At 55.0% G+C, this 23,401-nt stretch carries 21 protein-coding genes; 12 read left to right on the top strand and 9 right to left on the bottom strand.

Annotated elements, in window-relative coordinates; all coding sequences use genetic code 11:
- Positions 1-10: 10 nt before the first annotated feature.
- The 6 genes from E0E37_RS09495 to E0E37_RS09470 all read right to left on the bottom strand — a co-directional run bounded on the left by E0E37_RS09495 (position 11) and on the right by E0E37_RS09470 (position 7,834).
- Positions 11-271 (bottom strand): hypothetical protein, encoded by a 261-nt coding sequence (locus E0E37_RS09495; RefSeq protein WP_130862788.1) that lies wholly within the window; start codon positions 269-271, stop codon positions 11-13.
- 256 nt (positions 272-527) lie between these two features.
- Positions 528-1,889 carry a sensor histidine kinase gene (locus tag E0E37_RS09490; protein ID WP_130862787.1) on the bottom strand — a complete coding sequence of 454 codons (1,362 nt, stop codon included), beginning with the start codon at positions 1,887-1,889 and terminating at the stop codon, positions 528-530.
- Positions 1,890-1,947: 58 nt separating this feature from the next.
- Positions 1,948-2,691 (bottom strand): LytR/AlgR family response regulator transcription factor, encoded by a 744-nt coding sequence (locus E0E37_RS09485; RefSeq protein ID WP_130862786.1) that lies wholly within the window; start codon positions 2,689-2,691, stop codon positions 1,948-1,950.
- Positions 2,692-2,796: 105 nt separating this feature from the next.
- Positions 2,797-4,749, bottom strand: a complete 1,953-nt coding sequence (locus E0E37_RS09480) for a sensor histidine kinase (protein WP_130862785.1) — start codon at positions 4,747-4,749, stop codon at positions 2,797-2,799.
- Between the two features lie 175 nt (positions 4,750-4,924).
- The gene (locus E0E37_RS09475) at positions 4,925-5,683 is read right to left on the bottom strand and encodes a response regulator transcription factor (RefSeq protein ID WP_130862784.1); all 759 of its coding nucleotides are present in this window, start codon (positions 5,681-5,683) and stop codon (positions 4,925-4,927) included.
- 39 nt (positions 5,684-5,722) lie between these two features.
- Positions 5,723-7,834, bottom strand: a complete 2,112-nt coding sequence (locus E0E37_RS09470) for an S-layer homology domain-containing protein (RefSeq protein WP_130862783.1) — start codon at positions 7,832-7,834, stop codon at positions 5,723-5,725.
- A gap of 913 nt (positions 7,835-8,747) precedes the next feature.
- On the opposite strand from E0E37_RS09470, the gene E0E37_RS09465 reads away from it, so the two are divergent.
- Complete coding sequence (locus tag E0E37_RS09465) at positions 8,748-9,536, top strand: sulfite exporter TauE/SafE family protein (protein WP_130862782.1); 789 nt, start codon at positions 8,748-8,750, stop codon at positions 9,534-9,536.
- Positions 9,537-9,745: 209 nt separating this feature from the next.
- Here the strand turns inward: E0E37_RS09465 and E0E37_RS09460 are convergent, their stop codons facing one another.
- Both E0E37_RS09460 and E0E37_RS09455 read right to left on the bottom strand, forming a co-directional pair.
- A complete protein-coding gene (locus E0E37_RS09460; RefSeq protein WP_130862781.1) occupies positions 9,746-10,570 on the bottom strand; it encodes an Mrp/NBP35 family ATP-binding protein in 825 nt (274 codons plus the stop codon).
- A gap of 566 nt (positions 10,571-11,136) precedes the next feature.
- Entirely contained in the window at positions 11,137-12,177 is a 1,041-nt protein-coding gene (locus E0E37_RS09455) for an FAD:protein FMN transferase (RefSeq protein WP_130862780.1), read from the bottom strand.
- Between the two features lie 265 nt (positions 12,178-12,442).
- Here E0E37_RS09455 and E0E37_RS09450 point away from each other — a divergent pair, with 265 nt between their 5' ends.
- A complete protein-coding gene (locus E0E37_RS09450; RefSeq protein ID WP_165445301.1) occupies positions 12,443-12,814 on the top strand; it encodes a NusG domain II-containing protein in 372 nt (123 codons plus the stop codon).
- Positions 12,815-12,978: 164 nt separating this feature from the next.
- Entirely contained in the window at positions 12,979-13,479 is a 501-nt protein-coding gene (locus tag E0E37_RS09445) for a Gx transporter family protein (RefSeq protein WP_130862778.1), read from the top strand.
- Here E0E37_RS09445 and E0E37_RS09440 read toward each other — a convergent pair.
- Positions 13,442-13,900: a hypothetical protein gene (locus E0E37_RS09440; protein ID WP_130862777.1), complete on the bottom strand. Its 459-nt coding sequence runs from the start codon at positions 13,898-13,900 to the stop codon at positions 13,442-13,444. The genes E0E37_RS09445 and E0E37_RS09440 overlap by 38 nt on opposite strands.
- 408 nt (positions 13,901-14,308) lie before the next feature.
- On the opposite strand from E0E37_RS09440, the gene E0E37_RS09435 reads away from it, so the two are divergent.
- The 9 genes from E0E37_RS09435 to E0E37_RS19105 all read left to right on the top strand — a co-directional run bounded on the left by E0E37_RS09435 (position 14,309) and on the right by E0E37_RS19105 (position 23,387).
- On the top strand, positions 14,309-14,653 hold the full coding sequence (locus tag E0E37_RS09435) for a helix-turn-helix domain-containing protein (protein WP_165445300.1): 345 nt from the start codon (positions 14,309-14,311) through the stop codon (positions 14,651-14,653).
- Between the two features lie 368 nt (positions 14,654-15,021).
- Entirely contained in the window at positions 15,022-16,101 is a 1,080-nt protein-coding gene (locus E0E37_RS09430; protein ID WP_130862775.1) for an ABC transporter ATP-binding protein, read from the top strand.
- Positions 16,098-16,913, top strand: coding sequence for an ABC transporter permease (locus E0E37_RS09425; protein WP_130862774.1), 816 nt, complete (start codon positions 16,098-16,100; stop codon positions 16,911-16,913). The genes E0E37_RS09430 and E0E37_RS09425 overlap by 4 nt, the downstream gene beginning before the upstream one ends.
- Complete coding sequence (locus E0E37_RS09420; RefSeq protein ID WP_330548565.1) at positions 16,910-17,719, top strand: ABC transporter permease; 810 nt, start codon at positions 16,910-16,912, stop codon at positions 17,717-17,719. The genes E0E37_RS09425 and E0E37_RS09420 overlap by 4 nt, the downstream gene beginning before the upstream one ends.
- Positions 17,712-19,160, top strand: a complete 1,449-nt coding sequence (locus tag E0E37_RS09415) for an ABC transporter substrate-binding protein (protein ID WP_130862773.1) — start codon at positions 17,712-17,714, stop codon at positions 19,158-19,160. The genes E0E37_RS09420 and E0E37_RS09415 overlap by 8 nt, the downstream gene beginning before the upstream one ends.
- A 918-nt stretch (positions 19,161-20,078) precedes the next feature.
- Complete coding sequence (locus E0E37_RS09410; protein ID WP_130862772.1) at positions 20,079-20,981, top strand: hypothetical protein; 903 nt, start codon at positions 20,079-20,081, stop codon at positions 20,979-20,981.
- Between the two features lie 673 nt (positions 20,982-21,654).
- Positions 21,655-21,966, top strand: coding sequence for a hypothetical protein (locus E0E37_RS09405; RefSeq protein WP_130862771.1), 312 nt, complete (start codon positions 21,655-21,657; stop codon positions 21,964-21,966).
- Positions 21,967-21,973: 7 nt separating this feature from the next.
- Positions 21,974-22,180: a helix-turn-helix transcriptional regulator gene (locus tag E0E37_RS09400; protein WP_130862770.1), complete on the top strand. Its 207-nt coding sequence runs from the start codon at positions 21,974-21,976 to the stop codon at positions 22,178-22,180.
- Positions 22,181-22,250: 70 nt separating this feature from the next.
- Positions 22,251-23,387: a DNA alkylation repair protein gene (locus E0E37_RS19105; protein ID WP_130862769.1), complete on the top strand. Its 1,137-nt coding sequence runs from the start codon at positions 22,251-22,253 to the stop codon at positions 23,385-23,387.
- Positions 23,388-23,401 lie beyond the last annotated feature (14 nt).

The following is a 23,401-nucleotide window of genomic DNA, read 5'->3' as shown; positions in this document are numbered from 1 at the left end:
TCCAGGCATTCTAACCGATATCACTGCCTATATCATTTTTCCTCCGGACTTCCACGCGATTCCCCGGATGGCGGCAAATACTCTGCGCCAGATAGATCTGGGCCGATTTTCTGAAGTCGGCGTATATGCAATACCAACACTCGTGAACGGCATAAGCCGCGTCAGGCTGGCCCTGCCACAGCGGGCAGTCGTAATCAGCCGTGACGATGGGACAGCCGTCATCGGCGATCCCTATGATGCCTCTGCACGCCGCTTGATTTGATCTCGCCATTTTCCCTCCTCCGTTCCGGCCTTTCGGACCCCCACAAGTCCACAGCCGCTTCTTTTCCAGATGACCGGAAATACACCTGGTCATCTGACAAGCATTCCAACTATAAATTAACAGAAAAAAGCCTCCGCTGTGCGAAGGCTGCAAAAGGGGCCGTTTTTTCATCAAAATCGGATCTGTTCCGTATCAACAGGAGCTTTGACGGACCGTTTCCCGTCCGCCGAGACAGTCAGTCAGACAGTGCCGCCCCACCGCGGCGTTACGCGGAATATATGTCTGTGCCATCTCCCACTTCCCTTTCTTTCAGGACGGCCTGCAGGGAGAACACGCCGTTCTGACCCCCGGCGGAGCAATATCCGCCGTAGAGTTCCACTGTCCTGCGGATGCTGCCGAGCCCCAGCCCGTGGCCCTCTTCCTCTTTGCGGGAGCGGAATCCCCTTTCCCCATCCTCCCACAAAAATCCGTCGAAGCTGTTTCTGACCTCGATCACCAGTTTCCCCGCCCGTTCCCGGGCCTGGACCTCGATAAACCGTTCTTCTTTCCTGTCCATCTGCTCGCAGGCGTCCACCGCGTTTTGCAGCGCATTTCCCAAAACGGCGCACAGATGGATCGGATCCACAGCGCACTCCGGGGCGACGGCTGCTCTGCACTCAAACCGGATCCCTTTGCTCCGGCAGACGCCCGAATAATGATCCAGCAGGGCGCTGACGGTGTAATGACGGCACCAGATCCGCAGCTCTCCGGGCGCGCTCTGCTCTGTCAGCCTGTTCACATAGTCCTCAAGCTGTCCCCATTCCTTTCCCGCACAGAGTCCGGCTATGGTGCGGATATGATGATTTACGTCGTGGCGCAGCGTTCGGATCTGATCCACATTTTCCAAAAAGTTATGATAATACTGCTCTGTCAGTTTCATCTGCTCCCGCATCTGCTGTTCTTTTTGCTCCGCTTCCATGCGCAGGCGCAGGGTCAGAAGGATGCGGAAGGCCAGATAATATCCCCCTGCAGATATGGCGCAAAACAGCAGCACGCGGGTCAGTTCCAGTACATTCAGAGGATCCATCGGTCCCCAGGGATCGATCCAGGCCAGCAGTGCCACATAATTGATAAATGCGAAAATACTGAGCACGGTAAGCTGATGCTGAAACACCGCCAGCCCCCGCAGCATGTTCTGTTTCAGATAATTTGCAAACCCGGTGCAGAATGCCAGCGTCAGAACAGCATATATGCCCAGAAAAAGCAGATCCGGCGAAACAGGGATGATTTCCAGAAGAAAGACCGAAAGATACCTGGACAGGACCACCAGCAGATACATACTGTTGTCCACGAAAAAGTATGTGAAGATCCGCTGTGCCGCCGGCACCTCGGTAAACAGATACAGATACGCAAAAATGCAGGAAAACCCCACTATCATACTGACTCTCTCATAAGGCATCTGCGACATCCCGGTATATTCCCACAGAAAGGAGGCGGCAAGCCCGCAGAAAACGACGCACAGGGTCCAGGTCCCGGCTATCTGCCACCATTTCCGCTGCGAGCGATAAAAAGAATGAGCCATCCAGATGCCGGCGCCCATGAACACTACGTCCGGCAGACTGCGGGCCATATCACCCAATACATACATCGTCCAACCACCCTCTCGCCCCCTGGCGCCGGACGCCGCGCGGACCGCCAGCCCGGGGCTACAGGGAGCTCTTTATAAAATACTGATAATAGATCTCTTTCATCCGCCTTCGTTCCTTCGCTCTTATGGGTACGATCGTCCCGTCTGTCAGAACGAAGTCGCTGTCCACCTCCTGAACATAATCCAGGTTGACGATGCAGCTCTGATGGCACCGCAGGAAATTCTCCCGGGATGACAGCTCTGTTTCCAGCTCCGACAGCTTTGTGTAAAATCGCAGCGGCGGACCGCCAGCCCGGTAAACGTTGATCACGTGACCGCAGCTTTCGATCCACATAATATCCCTGTAGGGTACACGTGTCCCCTTTTTCGGATCAAGAACCAGCAGACTGTTTTTCGCACGGGGCACACGCTCGCTGAAAAACCGGTCCAGTATGCGGTCCAGATTCCCGCCGTCCGGCGGTTTCAGCAGATAGCCCATTGCAAATACCTCATAGCTCTCCAGCGCGAAATCAGGGCTGGTGGTGATGAAAATCAGAGACACGGTCCCGTCCCTCTCCCGAAGCCGCCTGGCTGCCTCGATCCCCGATATTCCCTCCATATAGATATCAAGAAAAAGCAGATCGAAGACCGCGCCGTCCTCCTCCACTGCGCTGAGAAGGGATTCCGCACTGCTGTAAGCGGTCAGTATGTATTCTTCTTTTCTCGTCCGGAACCGCTGGTTGAGCAGATCCAGCAACAGCTGCCTGTCCTCCGCCAGATCATCACAGAGGCCGACGCGCAGCTTTATCATTCCGCTTTCCATCCGTATCACCTGCTCCCGCAAAAATCTTTTCTATACAAAAAGTATAGCACCGGTCACCCGGTGCTGAATTTAAAGAATATTAAAGATTTTGCAGAGCAGTTCCTGCTATTGGAAACGCAGGATAAAACAACTCCCCCGGCCAGGCCGGGACTCAACCTCCACACTGCTGCCGTGAGCCGCCGCGATTCTGGTCACGATGGAAAGGCCCAGGCCGGTGTGCTCCGTCCGGTCTCCTGTAAACCCCCGCTCAAAGATCCGATTAAGATACTCCTCATCCATGCCTGCGCCGGTGTCCCTCAGCCTGAGTTCTTTTCTGCCTCCCCTGACGCGGGCTTCAAGAGTGACGGTCCCTCCGGCCTCTGTGAAACGCATACTGTTCATGATGAGGTTTTCCATGGCCATATCCATTTTCTCGCGGTCCAGGCGCAGAGAAAAATGTTCTCCCGCCACCAGAAGATCCAACCCCTTGCCGGCCAGCAGCGCACTGTATTTATCCCGCAGTGATCCCAGATATTCCAGACTGTCCACTGTAACGAAATTCATATTCGAAAGCTCCGTGGGATCCATGCGCCGGAGACGGCCGATCCGTTCAGACAGCTCCTTTGCCCGGGCTTCGATCTCGCTGAGAAACTCGCTCTGCTGTTTCTCGTCCTCCGCCACGCCCAGCCGGGAAAGCTGGGCGTAGGTAGTGATCAGTGCCAGCGGAGATCTGAGGTCGTGCACGATCTCGCGCATATAGATCTCTTTGCGGGCCTCATTCTCTATGAGCTCCATGTTCTCCCTGCGGGCGGCAATGCTCTCCATCACCACAAGGGACGCCAGCACGCACAGCAGCACGAATCCGCCGTACTCCGATCCCCAGCCCAGAAGGACCGGCTCATACCAGTAGTCCATCCGGTCCCCCGCCAGCGCGACTCCGAAAAACAGCAGAGCAAATAGGAGCCCGCGGCCGGCCGTCATTCCCAAAAGGCAGACGCGGCAGCAGCCAAGGATCAGCCAGGCCACCACGATAAATTGACAGGCGTCCATGAAAAATCCGTATGCACGCATAAGGGGCAGCCCTCCTGTGTCAAAAAAGGAAGGAACGATCAGACTGGCCGCCATCATGGCTGCGATGAAGCCCTGCAGACAGCGAAGCCCCGGAAGAGGAACGGCGCGCCACAGCACACCCGCCAGAGTGCAGAGAAAGAGCAGCAGAAACAGAAAACAAAAATCTTCCATCCGATACCAGAAAAAACTGCCCGACGGCAGGAAGGTGTGGATCGGCAGATAACTGGCGTATCCCAGATAACCGGCGCAGATGAGCGAAAAACACAGAGGCTTTCGGTCTCCACGGTTTACAGCCCACAGAGCTGCATAACACAGACACAGCAGCGCCGCGAAAAAGCACTGGATGGTTTTCAGTGCCAGACGGCCGGAAAGCAGCCGTTCGACATCCTGCTCTGAACCGAACGCAGGCGGATAAACGATGCCGCTGTAATAGTGCGAAAAATCGCTGACCTGAAACAGCAGCTCCGTCTCTCCCGCCGCTTCAAAGCTGATCTTCGTCTGGACCAGCCGGGGACTGTAATCTGCCGGATCAGGGTCCCCGCTCTGAAATACCGGTTTTCCCCCTGCCCAGAGACGATAGGCGGAAAATATCTCAGGCAGCTCCAGCTCATACCTGGCAGGCGTTTCCGGCAGCAGTAGCCGCAGGCGGTAGGTAGCGCTGCCGTGAGCCCCATGGCCGCTGCCGGCCGCATCTCCGCCGGTCTCAAAACCCGGATACTGTCCCAGCCGCACATATTCGTCGGGCAGCGGCCCGCCACCCGGTTTTCTGAAGTCATCAGGCGTCAATAGAACGCCCCGGTAGATCTCCCAGTCGTCGCACAGATAATTGACCCGCCCGGAGAGATCTGCCTCTGTCAGCTCCATCACGCCGCATACCGGCTGCTTTTCGCTGTATTCATACTTATTGTCCAGACGGTGGACAGCAAAATTGACGGCAATGGAAAATACCAGTGACGCCGCGAAAAAGCACAGAACCGCATATTCTTTTTTACGCCCTCTCTGCGCCATGCGCTACAGCCTCCCTCTCTTCTCCACGGACCGGACCGGTTCTCCCGATCTTTCAGATGTGGACTCCAACGTTCTCTCAGACGATAACCTTGCCGGTGTGCTCTCAAAGGATCTTTTCTGCAGTCTTACCGTCGGCCTTACAGGCGGTCTCTCCCGCGGCCGTCTCGCTTAAGGTTCATTCCTGAAAGAGATAGCCTTCTCCCCATCTGGTCCGTATGTGCTCTTTTGTCTCGTAGGCTTCCTCCAGTTTGCGTCTCAGATTCGCCATATGGGACTGCACCGTTCGAAGGTCGCCGCCATCTGACTGTCCCCAGACCACTCTGTAGATTTCCTCCGCTGAGACCACACAGCCCGGATTGCGGGCCAGCAAAAGCAGGATCCTGTATTCCGTCTCCGTCAGCGGCACGTCTCGTCTGCCCCCCGTCAGCACCTGCTTGCGCAGGGCGACTTCTCCGTACCGCAGGTACCCGTTTTCCTGCGTCTCGCCAGGGCTTTCCTTGTCCATGCCCCCTTCAGAACCGGCATTCCCGCTCCGATCTGCGCTTTCCGCCCCACCGGTCCGCACCCGTTTCCCCGATTCCCGAAGACGCGCCTCGATGCGCAGTCTCAGTTCCGTCAGACTGAAAGGCTTGGTCATATAATCATCGCCGCCGGCCAGCAGTCCGGTGATCCTGTCCTCGGTCTCACCCAGACTGGACAGATATATGATCGGAATATCTTTTTCTTCCTTTATGTGCCGGCATAGTTCAAATCCGCTGATATCCGGCAGCATGACGTCGAGCACGATCAGATCAGGCAGAGCCTGAGCCAGCTCTCTCGCCGCTTCCTCCCCGTCGACAGCGATGCGCACCCTGTAGGACGGTCCGTTGCTTTTCAGATATAACGCGATCCCTCTGGCCAGCGCCGCATCGTCATCAATGATCAAAATATCCATGCAATCCTCACCCTTGCTGTATGTATTCCTTCTATCCCGTCAATTCTTCAGTACATTTACGGCGGCGGCCAGCGCCTCCGCCCTTGTCATTGTCCCGTGTGGCACAAATTTGCCGCCGCCCCTGCCGTTCATGATTCCTGCCCTCTGCACAGTCTGAATGCATTCCCTGTCTTCAGGGGACAGCTCCGCCGTGTCGCTGAATCCGGACGCCGTGTTTTTTTCTGTAAGTACACCGCCGCATACCTCTGTGATCACTCTCGACGCCGCCAGCCGATCCAGCTCCCTTTCGGCCAAATCGCCTGACCACGGGTTGTGCGACGGCGACGGCGCATTTCCCGAATCTCCCATCGCATTACGAAGCAGTATCCGCAGCTCGGCCTCGGTCACAGGCCGATCCGCCCGCAGCGTTCCGTCAGGATAGCCGTTCACCAATCCTCTGGCCGAAGCAAAATCGGAGATATCCCCGATCCAGTGCCCTTTCGTATCGGCAAATTTCTTTTCCCTGCCGCGAACAACTTCATAAGAACCGGTTCGACTTGTCTTTACCACCAATTCTTCCGCAGCCGCATCGTAATAAGAGGCGCTGATCAGTACTCCATCCCGCCGCGCCGCCAATTGAACGGCCGCGGTCTTTTGCGATATTCCTTTCAGCAGGGCGATTTCCTGTTTCAGCGGGATCCGCAGGCAGACCGGAGCGCCGATCTCGTCCAATGCCTTTCCGTTTTTCTCGATCTCGAACAGAATGGAATCTTCGCCCTTTCTCTCGCAGCGGACTACGATCTCTGCCTCCCCTTCCGCCCAGTTCTTTACCAGCGATGGGGGCAGTGTGACCTTTATGCCGCTCTGCACAAGGGTCGTACCGGATGGATTCACCTTCGCCAGCGCGGACAGCTGATCCGCCGACAGTCTCTTGGCCTGGCCGGCTTCCTGATCGCCGCGGTTTCCGCCGCCTCGTTTTCCGCTATTGCTGCCGTCGGAGGGCGGCGTGTTCCCGTCGCCGGGATCATCCTCTTCCTCAATATCTGTACTCATATCCACCGTCATTATATTGGACAGGTAGGCTTCCCAGCCTCCGCTGTCTGTATAGACAGACGTCTCCACCTGCACTTCGTACACCCTGTCGTCCTCAAACCAGCCCGTGTCCCTGAACTGCTTGATCAGAAGGAACACCCCATCATTTAGACCTGCGTCGACCACTGTAGCCAGACTTCCGAAGAGTCCATTTCCGTACCAGGTCTGTCCGATCTCGCTCCACTCGCCGGTTCCTGTCTCGCTGCCCTCTCCCTGGACGCCGGCAGCGGGACCGCTCACCGCAGAGCCACTCACTGCAGGGCCGCTCACCGCAGAGTCGCTTGTTGCAGGGCCGCCAGCCGTGGAACTGCTTTCCGTGGATCCGCCGGAGGGATCGTCACCGTTTCCCGCATCGGCGCTCTCCACCCGCCGGGCATATATGATGTGCTTCGTATTATCTACCGGATAGACCTGTTCTGCGCTGACGCTGATAAGCTCCGAGTTTCCGGTCTCCACGCGCACGCCCTCAGGCTGCTTTTTACTGTAAAACTGAATAAGCTGCGGCAGTTCCAGCCCCGTCTTGGCACAGACGATGATTTTGCAGACCGGTTCTCTGGTCTTCCCGTATTGTTCCCGAGTCGTGGCCGTCACCGCCGCCGTGGTGGTCCCATTTGGCAAAAACTCATCCCACGGTTGGTCCCACCTTCCCTTCAAGGTGAGCACCGCACCTCCTGTCAGCGGGTCTGCTTCCAATGCTTCCAGTTCCTGCTCGTCCCACTTTACCAGCCAATCCACAAAATCCACGCCTGTGTCGCCGTTGATCCAGCCCACCGATGTGCTGACCCACATGGGAAGAATCTGCGGGTCCAGAGGTTCGCCTTCGACTACCCACAGGCAGATCACATTGTCGTAATCCACTGCATATTCAATGCCGCCGATTATATGTGATATGTATCGGCTCTTCGGCACCTCCATGGCACCCGCCGTAGAAGACATGTCGTTCGTCTCACTTCCGTCCGCCAGCGCCGCCGGTGCAAAAAAAAGCACGCCTATTATAAAGCACGCCAAAATCAAAACTCTGCGTCTGTTTTCGACACCATTGGATCGTTTCCTGTCCGCCCGAATCATTTTACTATTCATGACCCCCACACATGCTTCCTGCACACGGCGCCGCTTTTGCTCAGGTCCACACACCTGTCACTCATACCGCCGTTCGTTATAATTGTATTACGGCCGCGGAGAGATTACAAGCCAAAAGAATCCGGCGGAAAAGCCCGGGCTGCGCGCAAACTCACAAAGGCTGCGGTTACGTGCCGTATGGGCCGCCGAGCCGAATATGAAATAACATCTCACGGAAGCGTTGCCGTTGGGCCGTACCGGAGCGTTGCCGTTGGGCTGAGCGGAGCGGCGGCTTGTGGGTGAAAAATGATAAAAAATCAGGATATCACCTAAATTCCAGCTGAAAATAGGTGATTTTCATTTTTTTATTAAGAAATTACCTATTTTATGGTAAATCCATACAATGTAGAGCTGAAAACAGGCCTGTTTTATGTGAAAACACAAATTTTTTTTGATTCTCACCTATTCTGAAAAGTCCTCCCAAAGATAGAGCATCTGCTTCCCGCTCCTCCCACAGCACTTGTCGAATTTTAACGAATTTGATATACTTGGATAGGCATCGACCCCGCCGGCAGCACAACGCCCGAACAGCGTATCGACCCCGCCGGCAGCACAGCCCCCGAACAGAACATCGCCCCCGCCGGCAGCGCAGCCCCCGAACAGCGTATCGACCCTGCCGGCAGCACAGCCCCCGAACAGAACATCGCCCCCGCCGGCAGCACAGCCCCTGAACAGAACAACGCCCCCGCCGGCAGCGCGGCACCGATCAGAGCATCGACCCTGCCGGCAGCACAGCCCCCCGAACAGGGACAAGGACAAGACAGCCCATCCACCGGCAATGGCCGACCCGCGGTCTAAGCATCGAAACCGCCGGTACAGAACATATACCTTATAACTGATTACAACTGCAAAGAAAAGGAACGCGGCAAAATTTATGGACTCATTCACAATCACTCTTCCGCAGATCGTTTTTATCTGCGTCATGATCTTCTTCTCCGGTTTCGTGGATTCTGTAGCCGGAGGGGGCGGGCTGATCTCCATCCCCGCCTATCTGTTCGTGGGCATGCCCACCCACATGGCTATGGGCTGCAACAAAGTGTCGGCGGCCGCCGGCACGACCTTCGCCGCCGTCCGCTTTTTCGCCAACGGCGCGCTGTCGGTGCGCACAGCGCTGATCTCAGCCACCGCCTCTTTCATCGGATCGGGGCTGGGGACCCGGCTGGCTCTGCTGATCCCCGACCGCACTCTGAAGCTGGTATTTATCGCCGTTCTCCCCTTCGTCGCTGTCTTTCTGCTGACAAAACACGATTACGGCGAAACCAATAATGCGGACAGCCTGAGCGGCCGCAGAGCCTTTCTTCTTTCGGTCCTGATCGGTTTTCTCATCGGCGGATACGACGGGCTGTTGGGACCGGGCACGGGAACTTTCGCCATCATCGCTTACTGTACCCTTATGAAATACGATCTGAAAACGGCTTCCGGCAACGCGAAAGTGCTGAATCTAGCCTCCAACTGTGCGTCTGCCATTACCTTTCTCCTGTCAGGCAACGTACTGTTCGCAGCCGCCCTCCCCGCGGCTCTCTGTGGGATCGCAGGGGGCTACATCGGTTCAGGGCTGGCCATCAAAAAAGGTGCCCGGTTTATCCGCCCCATGATGACGGCAGTGATCGCGCTCCTTCTGGGAAAGCTGGCCTACGATCTGTATCTTTCCTTCATGGGATGATCCCCCGAAAAGCACACAGCAGCAGACTTTTGAAACATGTGAAATACCAGCGGACATAACTGCGTATATCCGTATCGTCATACGCTTAATACGCTAAAAAATGCCGGGGCCTCGCTATGGAAGTCCCCGGCATTTTTATATTTTCTTATATTTTTTACACGCGTGCAGTCGCGTACCTGCGAGCTTTTCCTACCTACGCCCCGGCTGTCCTACAGCGCCGAGATCGCTTTTTCCGCTTCGACCAGATAATCGCCCTGGAAGCCTTCGATCTCCCCTGCATCGCAGGCGGCGGCTAACGCCGGATCAATGGGCAGCCGCCCAAGGACCTTCAGGCCGTACTGCTCTGCAGCCTGCTGTACGTGGCTTTCGCCGAAGATATTGATCTCTTTGCCGCAGTCCGGACATTTTACATAACTCATGTTCTCCACTACGCCCACGATGGGAATATTCATCATCTTGGCCATGTTTACAGCCTTGGCCACGATCATGGAGACCAGTTCCTGAGGAGAGGCTACTACGATGATGCCGTCCACAGGCAGAGACTGAAATACCGTGAGCGGCACATCGCCGGTGCCCGGCGGCATATCCACGAACATATAATCGATGTCCTGCCAGATCACGTCCTTCCAAAACTGTTTTACCGTTCCCGCAATAACAGGACCTCTCCACACTACCGGCGTTTCCTCAGTGTCCAGGATCAGGTTGGTGGACATGATCTCGATTCCGTTCCTGCTCTTTACTGGGATAACGCCCAGTTCGTTTGCCATGGCACGTTCTTTATTGATGCCAAACATTTTGGGGATAGAGGGCCCGGTCACATCCGCGTCCAGAATCGCCGTGCGCTTTCCCTGGCGGTTCATGAGAACAGCCATCATTCCGGTGACGAGAGATTTTCCCACGCCGCCCTTACCGCTGACCACTCCGATGACCTTACCGATACTGCTCATCTCATGGGGCTTTTCCTGAAAGCTCTTGGGGTCCCGTTCCGCGCAGCTCTCGCCGCAGCTTCCACAGTCGTGATTACAATCTGCCATTTCTTTTTCCTCCATTTCAGGCGGCGAACTAGCCGCCGCATTTATTTTTCATTTCCCATTCCGCAGAGGGCCTGCTGGACCACTGCCGGCTGCCCGGTCACAGCCCCGGCCGCCGCCTTCCGTTCCCGGTCACAGTTCCGACTGCCGTCAGCGCCACAGTTTCCACCGTTTTCGGCTGGCCGGCCTTATTTTGACAGCAGGTTCAACCGCCGCGGCTGCCTGACAACAGTTCCCACAGCCGCCGGCTGCACGACATCAGGTTTGACCACCTTCGGCTGCCTGACAGCAGGCTCCACCGCCGCCGACGCCAGGCAGCGGTCATGTCCGCCGTCATCCCCAGCGCGGTCCGGGATTTTTACGTCCAGTTTCGCAGGTATCCAAAGAAATCCTTTTGATTTTCCCAGTCGCCCGCAAATTTGAGTATAGCACAAACTCTTCCGATCCGCCATACAGAATCGGAATTTCCATCCTCAGGATGAGGATTTTGGCCGCACTGCGCATTTAGTGCTTAAGTGACCAACGGTTCTGAAACAAGGATGGCCATAAGGATGGCCATACAGTCCGGACTATTTGGTCTCCTTCAGCGTGAATCCCTCCGTGGTCACCACACTGCCGTCCTTTACAGCAAAGAGCGCCTCGAAATCAGGCAGCGACTCGATGAGCGCCTTTCCTTTGTCCAGTCCCAGCATGAGACATGTGGTGGCCAGGCCGTCGCAGTCCGCGGAATCCGGTCCCATGATGCTCACTCCATCCAGATCGGTCTCCCTGGGATAGCCTGTCTGAGGGTCGAGTATATGGTAATACAGTACGCCGTCTTCGTAAAATTTTCGCTCATATGTGCCTGACGTGACCACAGACATGTCGGACACGGCCACTGTTCCCAATATTTCTTTTTCCTGCCCTTCCTGAGATGAAAAGGGCTTTTCCACACCGATGACAAAGGGCGTGTCCGTATCTTTTTCCCCGATGCAGAGTATATTGCCTCCAAAGTTCAGGATCGCGCCGGTCACGCCCTTTTCCCGCAGGAATTCGGCCGCCCGGTCTGCGATATAGCCTTTGGCGATGCCTCCCAGATCCAGTTTCGTTTCGGGATCGTCCAGCCGTACGGCTGGCTTCTCCCCCGCACCGTCCCGGGACACGTGCACCTTCTGATAACCCACGTGTTTCACCGCCTCAGCGATGGCGGCGGCGTCGGGAACATGCGGATCGTCCCCGCTGAAGTTCCACATCTCCGCCAGTTCTCCCACCGTGATATCGAAAAGTCCCCCAGACAGTTCCGCATATTTCAGCCCGGCTTCTATGACTTCCGCCGTGGAATCCTCCACTGACACCGGCTGGCCGGCGGCGCTGTTGATCCTGCTGATATCCCCGCCTTCTACGGTCCTGCTCATCTGGTCCTCATACTGCCTGCACAGGGCGAAGGTCTCGCGGATCAGCGCCAGCTGATCTTTTTCGCTGCGTGCATCGCCGTAAAGCGTGATCTTGCAGGTGGTGTTCATCAGAAAATCCGTGTCGGAAACCGGTTCTTTACCGGAGCAGGCTGTTTGTGATACAATACAGATTACAGCCAACGCGGCTATTATAACCCGCTCTATTATTTTTTTCATGGATACCTCCGTGTTTATTGGCCATTCGTATCTTTCTATGGGTCTTCCCACCGGCCCCGGCGTTTGAGCAGCGTTCCCGCCCTATGGGATCGCTCCTGCTTCATGGGACGGTTCCTCCTTTGCGGGACTTGTCCGGCTGATGCGAGCCCAGGCCGCACCCGCTCAATGTGTCCCTGCCGGAAATTCCGGCGGATGGGCCGCAGGCGAAAGATACTCAAAAAGATACTCAATCAGTATACCACGAAGTGGGTCCAAGGTGAATCATGTGATAAAAAAAGCAGATATCATTCTGGGGATTTTCCTCATTTTACTGTGCCTTTCCAGTCTCTTTTTTCTCCGTCTGTCCGGGACTGGCGGCGATCTGGTCGTCATATCGGCGGACGGGAAGGAATACGGCACTTACGATCTCAGTAAAGATCAGCGCATCACCGTTCGGGCCCGCGGCGACGACGCATATAATATTGTAGAAATACGGGACGGCGCGGTTTTCATGGCTGAAGCAAACTGCTCCAATCAGGTCTGCGTGCATCAGGGCGCCATCCGCCGCAGCAATCAGACTATTGTCTGCCTTCCCAACCGCGTGGTGGTCAGCATCAGAGGAAGTCAGACGGACAGCATGGACGATGTCTCTTATTGACCGGCCGGAAATGCTTGGGCGGTTTCAGCCGCGTCCCTGGCTTCGGCCAGCAGGGCAGCGTCTCTTACTTCGGCCAGCAGAGCCGCGCCCCTGACTTCCGGCGGCAGGGTGGCGCTGCGCCCGATCCCGTTCTCAACAATACAATTCCCCGAAAAGGAGTTCTCATGCTTAACGCAGACAGGAAAACTTCAAAAATAGCGATCAGCGCCGCATTGACGGCGCTGGCGCTGATTTTTTCTTATATTGAATTTCTGGTACCGCTGCCTATGCCCGTACCCGGCATGAAACTGGGGCTGGCCAACGCAGTGGTGATCGTGGCGCTCTACACGCTGGGCACGGCAAGCGCCCTGACCATCAACCTTCTTCGCATCTTTCTTTCCGGTCTTTTATTCGGCAATGTCTTCGCTATCCTGTACAGTCTGGCAGGCGGCCTGCTGAGTTTTCTGGTCATGTGCCTCCTGAAACGGACAGGCCTGTTCAGCATCACCGGCGTCAGCATGGCCGGCGGCGTGGCGCACAATACGGGCCAGCTCCTGGCCGCGGCTCTTGTCGTCTCCGACCTGCGGCTCTTTTATTACATGCCGGTTCTTCTTTTTACCGGAATGGTCACCGGGATCGTCATCGGTTTCACTGCTTATTTGATCTGCCGGCGTATTCCCCGCTGACTTCCGATCCCTTTCCGCGTGTACTGCCTGGATCGACAGGCACTGTTTTTTCACGCCTTTTTAATTCTTCAAGAAATATCCTGCCCATTTCCATTAGCTTTTCCAGATCCCGGCGAACATCGCCTCTGTCCAGTATGACGTTCTGGGTGTCCGCCGAATTTTCCGGATTTGTGAAGGTACCTGTCAGCTTATCGTCTCCCGCCATTTTAAGCTCCAGGACGCATTCCCGCATATGCCTGTCCTGCCGTTCGCACACGCCTGCCATTCTGAGAACCCGGCTGTTTTCATTAAAGATACCTCTGATATGAAATACATTTTCCTGCACATTTTTCCTGGATGCCACGCCTGTCCGCTCACAGACCTCAGTCACAATGCCGGTTACCCTGTTTTCGCCATCCTGTTCCTCGATCGTCAGCTTCATCGTATTTTCAGGTAAAAATGGCCTGATATTCTCAAAATAACAAATGCCCGTCCAATTTCCGATCAAGTTCAAATTCACTTTTGCACACATCCCTTCTCTCCATTTGACACCTCTAATTATAAACGATTTTTCGGTCATTTTTTCGATAATTCGACAAAAATCTGCGCTCCAATTTTCGACAAATGTTCTTCTTTCTATATTTTAATTCAAGATTTAACGCAAATCAATCCTTTTAGCACCTGAGTTTTACAGTCTTTATATCGCTTTGTCCAAAGTCAGAAAAAGGATTAGAATTTTAGCTAAATGAAGTCTCATGGATTCCTGTTATTATAGGGATTTCGGGACATGCTAAAAACGATCCGCGCTGACGCGGCGGCGGGTTTTTTCATATGGGGCAGGAGAAGAACAATGGACGAATTACGAACAGCAATAGTAAAACGATTGGTGGAATATCGTGTAAAACGCGGTTTTACGCAGGAAACTCTGGCCCTCACTGCGTCTATGGATCCGGCTTATGTGGGCAAGATCGAACGCGGTCAGGTAAACCTGACGATCTCTACTCTCGAAAAGCTGTTGAAAGGGCTCAATGTCTCCTACGCTGAATTCCTCAGATTTGATCTGGATGTGACCGCCTCCGAAAATCCGTTCATTGATAAGATCGCACCTTACATCGATAATCTTTCCGTGGAGGATGAGAAATACATCTACGACACCGTAAAATTTGTATATACCAAACGGGATAGGACGGAATAAATTTCCGTCTTTTTTAATTGTTCCGCCTTTGTTTTGCAGCATTTTTTGCCCTGCGCTTTTTTCGCTCTGATATTTACCCCAAACTCCTTGACTTTTCCCATTTTTCGCGATATATTGAATCTTGCTCTATATAAGTGTATCCCGTCAATTCGGACGGGTAAACTTATAGCATCTGGCAAAATCCAGGCGCCGGAATACAGCGTGTATTTCTCAAAGATCGAGACTGTTCGCGCGGTACCGGAGCAGGATATTACGGAGGCGTATGTACCACCTTGTGAAAACCCTTTGCGGGGCGTGGTATCAAAAGTCTCCGGGCCACGCAGGTCCAAAGTAACCTGCATGACTAAATCCGCAAAGGGGGATGCAATATGCAGAAAAATACTTTAATCAGCTTACGCAATGTAACCGTTGAGTACGACGGAGATCAGGTGCTGAAAAACCTGTCTCTGGACATCAACGACAAGGAATTCGTTACACTCCTGGGGCCTTCGGGCTGTGGAAAGACGACTACGCTGAAGATCATCGGCGGTTTTGTCAATCCCAAGGAGGGTGACGTTTTTTTTGACGGCAAACGAATCAACGGGATCCCGCCTTACCAAAGGCATGTCAATACCGTCTTTCAGCGGTATGCACTTTTCCCACATCTGAACGTCTATGAAAACATCGAATTTGGTCTGAAGATCAGCAAAATTCCGGAAGACAAGCGCAGGCCCCTGGTAAAGGAGATGCTGGCGCTGGTCAACCTGAAGGGTTTTGAGCTGCGCAAGATCGACCAGCTCTCCGGAGGCCAGCAGCAGCGTGTGGCCATCGCCCGCGCTCTGGTAAACCACCCCCGCGTGCTCCTTCTGGACGAGCCGCTGGGCGCCCTTGATCTGAAGCTGCGCAAGGAGATGCAGATCGAGCTGAAACGCATTCAGCAGGAGACCAACATCACCTTCCTCTACGTTACTCACGATCAGGAGGAGGCTTTGACCATGTCCGACCGGGTGGTGGTCATGAAGGATGGAAACATCCTGCAGATCGGCACTCCCACCGACATCTACAACGAACCGGTCAACGCTTTTGTGGCTGACTTTATCGGCGAGAGCAACATCGTGGACGGCGTCATGCACGCGGACTACGACGTCACTTTTGCAGGGAAGCGTCTTCCCTGCGCCGACGTGGGCTTTGCCAAAGACGAAGCTGTGGACGTGGTCATCCGTCCTGAGGACTGGAAGGTCAGCGAACCTGATCAGGGTCAGTTTGCAGGCGTAGTGGAATCCATCGTCTTCAAGGGAGTCCACTTTGAGAACATCGTGGACGCCGGCGGCGTAAAATGGATGCTTCACACCACGCAGCAGTACGATCCGGGTACAGAGATCGGTCTGTCCATTCTGCCCTTCGATATTCATATCATGCACAAGATGTCTGAGGAAGAGTACGACGTGCAGGAGGGCGGCGAAGAATGAAATCAAAAATAACCGCATCGCCGTACATTTTGTGGATGGCGCTGTTTATCATCGTACCCATGGGGTTGGTGGCTTATTTTGCTTTTACCGACCTCAAGGGCAATTTCAGTACCGTAAATTTCCAGCAGTCCGTTGGTTTTGCGCCTGTCATTTTTAATTCGATCTGGCTGGCCATCATCGCCACGGCGATCTGTCTGATCATCGCCTATCCGCTGGCCTACCATATTTCCAGATCGACCGGAAGCCGTCAGCGGACCTTTATCATGCTGGTCATGCTTCCCATGTGGATGAGCTTCATCCTGCGCACTTACGCCTGGATGACGCTGCTGGAGAACAACGGTCTCATCAACCAGTTCTTCGGGCTCTTCGGCCTGGGTCCCTTTGAAATGATCAACACCACAGGCGCGGTGGTTCTGGGCATGGTCTACAATTACCTGCCCTTCATGATCCTGCCGCTCTATTCTGTTATGACTAAAATTGACAACTCCCTGATCGACGCTGCGGGCGATCTGGGCTGCACGCCGGCCGCTGTTATGCGCGACGTGATCATTCCGCTGTCCCTGCCCGGCGTCAACACCGGCATCACAATGGTGTTCGTGCCCTCCGTCTCCACCTTCGTCATCTCGAAGCTGCTGGGCGGCGGCTCCACCATGCTCATCGGAGATCTGATCGAAATGCAGTTCCTGGGCAACGCCTACAACCCCCATCTGGGTTCGGCCCTCTCCCTGGTGCTCATGGTCATCATTCTGATCTGCATGGCCCTCACCAACATGTTTGACGACGCGGAAAGCAAGGAGGGCATGCTGATATGAAAATGAAAAACTGGCTGTCCAGAGGCTACATCGCTCTGGTCATGTTCTTCCTGTACGCCCCCATCCTGGTAATGATCGCTTTCTCCTTCAACGACAGCAAGAGCCGCAGCCACTGGGCAGGCTTTTCCTGGCGCTGGTATGAAAAGCTGCTTGGCAACGACATGGCGCTGAAAGCCCTGAGCATCACCCTGATCGTGGCGGCGGTCTCCGCCGTTGTGGCCACGCTGCTGGGAACGGCGGCGGCCATCGGTATCTACAGCATGAGAGCGCGCTCCCGGGCGGCGATGATGAATTTTACCTATCTGCCAGTCGTCAACCCGGAGATCGTCATGGGTGTTTCCCTGATGCTGCTCTTCGTGCTGTGCGGAGTGGACCTGGGCCTCCTGACTCTGATCATCGCCCATATCACCTTCAATCTGCCTTACGTCATACTGTCCGTCATGCCCAAGCTGCGGCAGATGGACCACCATATATATGAGGCGGCGCTGGACCTGGGATGCACGCCTTTCCAGGGATTCATCAAGGTCATGCTGCCGGAGATCATGCCCGGCGTCATGACAGGTTTCCTCATGGCGATCACCTTCTCCCTGGATGATTTCAATATCAGTTACTTCGTCAGCGGCGACCGCTGGCAGACCCTTCCCGTCTACATCTATTCCATGACGCGCAGAAGGATCAGCCCGGAGGTCAACGCTCTCTCCACGATCATCTTTATCGTTGTTCTGGTGGTCCTGATCATCGTAAACATCAACGACGCCAGACGGGAAAAGGAACTGAAAAAGAGAGGAGGACGGTTCTATGACTAAATGTAAGCCGGTCATTGTTCTGACCCTGACCGCACTGGTCTCCGCCGTATCCCTCCTTCCAGCAGGTCCGGCCGTTTCCTTCGCCGCAGGGCCCGCAGTCTCCGCTTCCGCAGGCTCGGCAGCCATCGCTTCCGCAGGCTCGGCAGCCATCGCTTCCTCAGACGCGGGACTGGCGGGATCCAGTCAGACCGGTTCGGCAGAGAACGGCTCATCGGTTCTGACCGGCGGCGCCGACGCGGCGCTGGTGTCCGCAGCCGGCGGGGACGGCGCCTGGAACGACGTGGACCCGGACAACTACGAACCATCCTATGACGAAGCGTATTACGGCAGATTCCGCGACGCCGGGCTTACACTGTCCGTGTACAATTGGGGAGAGTACCTCTCCGACGGCAGCGACGACCTGATGGATATCGACAAAGAATTTACCGCCCTCACCGGCATCAAGATCATTCAGACCAACTTTGCCACCAATGAGGAAATGTACGCGAAGATCAAAAGCGGAGGAACGAACTACGACATCGTCTTCCCCTCCGACTACATGATCGCCCGCATGATCAAAGAAGACATGCTGGAAAAAATCGACTATGACAATTTCCCCAATGCGAAATATCTGGATCCCCGCTTTGATACCAACAGCTACGATCCGGGGAACGTATACTCCGTGCCCTACGCCTGGAATACGGTGGCCATTCTCTACAACAAAAAAATGGTGACCGAGCCCATCGACAGCTGGAAAATCCTCTGGGACGAGAAATACAAGGATCAGATCCTCATGTTCGACAACTCCCGGGACGCTTTTGGACTGACTCTGAAAATGCTGGGATATTCGCTGAACACGGAAGATCCCCAGCAGCTTCGTGAGGCGGCGGATAAGCTGATGGAGCAGAAACCCCTGGTCCAGGCCTACGTCATGGATCAGATGCACAACAAGCTCATCGGAAACGAAGCTGCCATGGGTCCCTACTACTCCGGCGAAGCCACCCTGATGCAGGCGGACAATCCGGATATCGACGTAGCCTTCCCCAAGGAAGGCACCAACCTGTTCATGGATTCCGTGTGCATCCCCAAGGGTGCGCGCAACAAGGAAGCCGCGGAGATGTACATCAACTTCCTCAATGAACCGGACGTGGCCTGCGACAATATCGTGTATATCGGATACTCCACGCCGAACCTGGGAGCCTACCAGCTGCTGGACGACGAGGTGAAGAACAATCCGATCATCTATCCCGACGACGCCATTTTGGAAAATACCGAACAGTTCAGCTACCTTTCCGAGGAGACGAATCTCCTGATGGATCAGCTCTGGACTCAGGTCCTTTCCACCAAGGGCACCTTCCTGACCTGGGGCTTCCCCCCAATCGCCGTGGTGCTGGGGCTCTTCATCGGAAAGGGCGTCTACAAACGCTGGAAAAAAGAAAAATACCGCCGCATGGTGGAATAAAACGCCGGACGGTCTGGACCGCGGACTGCATATGCAGCCTGCGGTCTTTTCTTATCTGCGGCGGGGCGGTGATGCCCCGCCCGGCAGAACAGTTCTGCTGCGGAAGGCGGGACGGTTGGGCGGCGATGATCTCACCAGCAAGGCAGTTCTACGGCCGGAGGTGGATCGGCGATTGTCCCGCAAGCCTCAGCAGCCTGCAAAAAGGCGGCCGCTCTGCCCCGCCCCGCAGACCCTGCGCCCCCTGCTGAAATGTTCCTGCCTGGGAAACAGGACTAGTCTGCCCTCCCCACGGGGACTGCGGCCGGCGGCGGACCGGCGGAGCGGCGGACCGGCATGATCTCACCAGCAAAGCAGTTCTGCGGCTGGCTACGGACCGGCGATTGTCCCACAAGCCGCAGCAGCCTGCAAAAAGGCGCCGATCCGCCCCACCCGGCAGACCCCGCGCCCCCTGCTGAAATGTTCCTGCCTGGGAAACAGGACTAGTCTGCCCTCCCCCACGGGGACTGCGGCCAGCAGCGAAGGACCGGACCGCTGGACGGCGATGATTTGGCCACAGTCAGCAGGTGCACGGACGGGTTGCTTGAGCAATTTTCTATTTTTTTCTTTACTTTCACCTATTTCGGCGACTAATTTAGGTGATAATCAAATTTTATTTTGTTTTTCGCTTATATTACTCTGATATTTGATGTTTTTATCGTCAAAACAGGCCCAAAATAGGTGAAAACAGATTTTTTTTGCTTTTTTCGCCTATTGACTTTATATGGCCGCGCCGGATCCAGCCCTTATATTTCTTTATATTCTATAAATTAACATTAACCCTTGCATGTGCATCCCTTTTGTGTTATTATTGTAAATAAATAACACAAATTCACTATTACTTAAGCTTGATGGCGATAAAAAATCTATTGAGGTGATATTATGGATCAATTGCAGCTGACTCTGAAGTCCTGGGAGGATTACTATTCCAAACTCATTCTGCAATATGAAAACGAACTGCGCCAGCTGCCTTCCGGTACGCTTCATATGGAACGTGAAGCAATTTCTTCTGCAGGTATCGTCAAACCGGTCCGTTACCGACGCTATCTGGCAGGCCAGGAACAGTACTTGTCTCCGACGGCAGATAGAGCTCTGATCGAAGGGCTGGCGCGAAAGCGGTTTATTAAAAAGAGCCTGCCTGTTCTGAGACGAAACACAGAATTACTACACCGCTTTCTATGCCGCTACCGTCCCTATGTGCCCTCCGAAATCACGGAAAATACCCCCGGCGTTCCCTTTTCAACAGCGGACCCGACAAGCCTTTCCGGGAAAACAAAGCCGCCGGCGCAGCCGGATTCTGCAGGAACGTCACGTCTAATGGGTCGGTCCGTACGTCATACAGGCCTGTCTGACAGCTCATCGGCTATAACGTCGATGGACCGTTGGCTTCGCGAACCCTACGCTACAAATCCCCGTTTCCCGGACCGGCGGCTTCACAAAACAGTAAAAGGAGATTTTGTCCGCTCAAAATCAGAACTTGTGATCGCCAATGCACTGTACGCCAGTGGACTGCCTTACCGCTACGAATGTCTGCTGCAGCTGGGAGACATTCAGCTCTATCCGGATTTTGAAGTGTTTTGCCCAAAGGATTCCAGAATATTCTACTGGGAACATTTCGGTCTCACAGGAAATGCGGATTATATGAATCAGTCGGAGGCAAAGCTCAGGCTTTACCGGCAACATCATATCGTGCAGTGGGACAACCTTATAGTGACGTACGACACGCCGGAGGGCGCACTGGACATGCATCATGTAGAAGCCGTGATCAAAGCTTTTCTGCTCTGATCACGATCCTCTATTCCGCTCCGCGCTCTCTTGCAATGAACCTCCCAGATATATCAGCTGTCATCTGGATACGGATGCAGACACCGGGTGAACGCCAGTCTGCCTGGCATTGAGTCAGCATCTGATCACCGGCAGCCGATCCGCCCCGCCCCACGGCCCCCGCGCCCCCTGCCGACATGTTTCTGCCTGGGAAACAGGACTAGTCTGCCTTCCCCCACGGGGACTGCGGCCGGCGGCGCACCGGCGGAGCGGCGGACCGGCATGAAAAGAGGGTCCGCGGCCTGGGCAGGGGCTCGGTCACGCAGAATATCCCCACAGTGGCGTGTCCCGGCGATCCAGGGCGGGCGGGTATGGAAAAGAGACCGGCTTATATCACACATCACGGCAGGCCGCAGCAGCCGGCGCCGGCGGCGGATCGGCGTCAATCTAAAATGAAGTGTTCCTCCCCGACATCCGCAGTTCCCCCCCTTGACAACAGAAAAATGTAAAATGTTCTTGACATTGCGCAGGCCCCGCAGTAAAATGCAAATGTAAAGAACGTTTTACATTTCTTGCAGTACAGGAAGTATTGTCCGCTGATATTTCCGTATCTTTCAAAAAGTTCGCTCTGTGAAAGTGAGCGCGCAGGGCGGATCATATTCTGATGGAAACTTCATATAAGGGGGGATTTCACATGAAATTTATACGCAGGATGGACGAGATGGAGATGGATATTTCGCTGAAGAGCATGCGTTGGTCGTATCTGTTCACGCTTCTGGTTTTAGCCGCCTGGGCGGGTTATTCCTGTTTTACCGGAGGTAACTGGCAGCTTCCTCTGTATACGATCATTGGTCAGAACCTGATCAATTTTGGAGCTACTCTGTTTTACCGCCGTCAGATGGACGACGAGGGCTGGAAACACGATGTTCGGTGCATGCTCATGATCCTGGCCGTCATTCTTCTGGCCGGGCTGGCGATCCCCCTCTTTCTCATTGCGACCCGGTAGGTGGCATATGAAAAATAGGATCAGAGAGCTGCGAAAAGAACGTGGGATGCGTCAGGAGGATCTGGCTGTCCAGCTGCATGTGACGCGCCAGACGATCAACGCTATCGAAAATAACAAGTACAATCCTACTCTGGAGCTGGCCATGAAACTGGCCCGTCTTCTGACGACGCCGGTCGAGGAGATCTTTACGCTGGAAAGCGGTCCTGAGGAGTGACCGCTTGGAGCGGTCAGACCGTCAGCCCACATACTATGCCATTACTACTTTTGTTCGGGGGGTATGAACCATGAATAACAGATCAGATGAAGACATCCGCCGCCAGACCCGTACGATCCTGAGGGGATTGGCGGACAAGACCTATCGTGAATTTCACAGCGGCCTGGTGCCGGGCAAGACAAATATACTCGGCGTACGCGTTCCTAAGCTGCGGGAACTGGCAAAAACGATCGCGAAGACGGGACTTCCATTTCCTGACGGGACCGCAGTGGGCTGGGCGGCGTACCTGCAAGCTGCCGGCGTGGGCCGGGCCGGCCATACGGCCGTCTCCGACACTGACTGCTCCGGCCATGCTACCGGCCCCGCCGCAAACTGCTCCGGCCAAGCGACTGACTCCGACGCAAACTTTTCCGGCCATGCCACCGGTTCCGGCACAAGCTGCTCCGGCCATGCTACCGGCCCCGCCGCAAACTGCTCCGGCCATGCGACTGGCTCCGGCGCAAACTTTTCCGGCGATGCCCCCGGCTCCGGCACAAACTGCTCCGGCCATGTGGCCAGCACCGACGCGGGCTGCTCCATCCATGCCACCGGCTCCGATGCAAACTGGGCCGGCAGTAAGGCCAGCACCCACCCCGGCCCTTCCGCCGCTGAAAACCTTGATCCGCCGATCTATTATGAGGAGATCTTACTTCAGGGGCTGGTCATCGGCTGCGCGAAGATGCCTTTTGATGAACTGCTTTCCCGCACGGCGGCATTCGTGCCGCTGATCGACAACTGGGCTGTCTGCGACACCTTCTGCACGTCTCTCAAAGCGGCGAAAAAGCACATGGCTGAGTTCTGGGATTTCCTGCAGCCCTACCTGGCCCTGGGCCTTGAACAGGACCCGCAGGACCATCCGGCCCAGACGGAATTTCCTCTGCGCTTCGCGGTGGTGATGCTGCTCGCCCACTATATTAATGAAGTGTACATCGACAGGGTCCTGACGCTGCTGAACAGTGTCAAGCACGAAGGATACTATGTAAAAATGGCTGTGGCCTGGGCCCTTTCCGTCTGCTTCATCAAATTTCCGGAGAAGACGATGGAGCTGCTCGACGGCTGCAATGAGCTGGATGATTTCACATACAACAAAGCCATCCAAAAGACCATCGAGTCTTTTCGGGTAGACGCGGCCACAAAGGACCGCCTCCGCTCCATGAAACGCAGATGACCTGTCAATCTGCT

Origin of the sequence: Bacilliculturomica massiliensis (assembly GCF_900605495.1) — a bacterium.
Taxonomy (GTDB): Bacteria; Bacillota; Clostridia; order Peptostreptococcales; family Anaerovoracaceae; genus Bacilliculturomica; species Bacilliculturomica massiliensis.
Note: the sequence above shows the minus strand (reverse complement) of the source record. Positions and strands in the feature narration are given on the sequence as shown.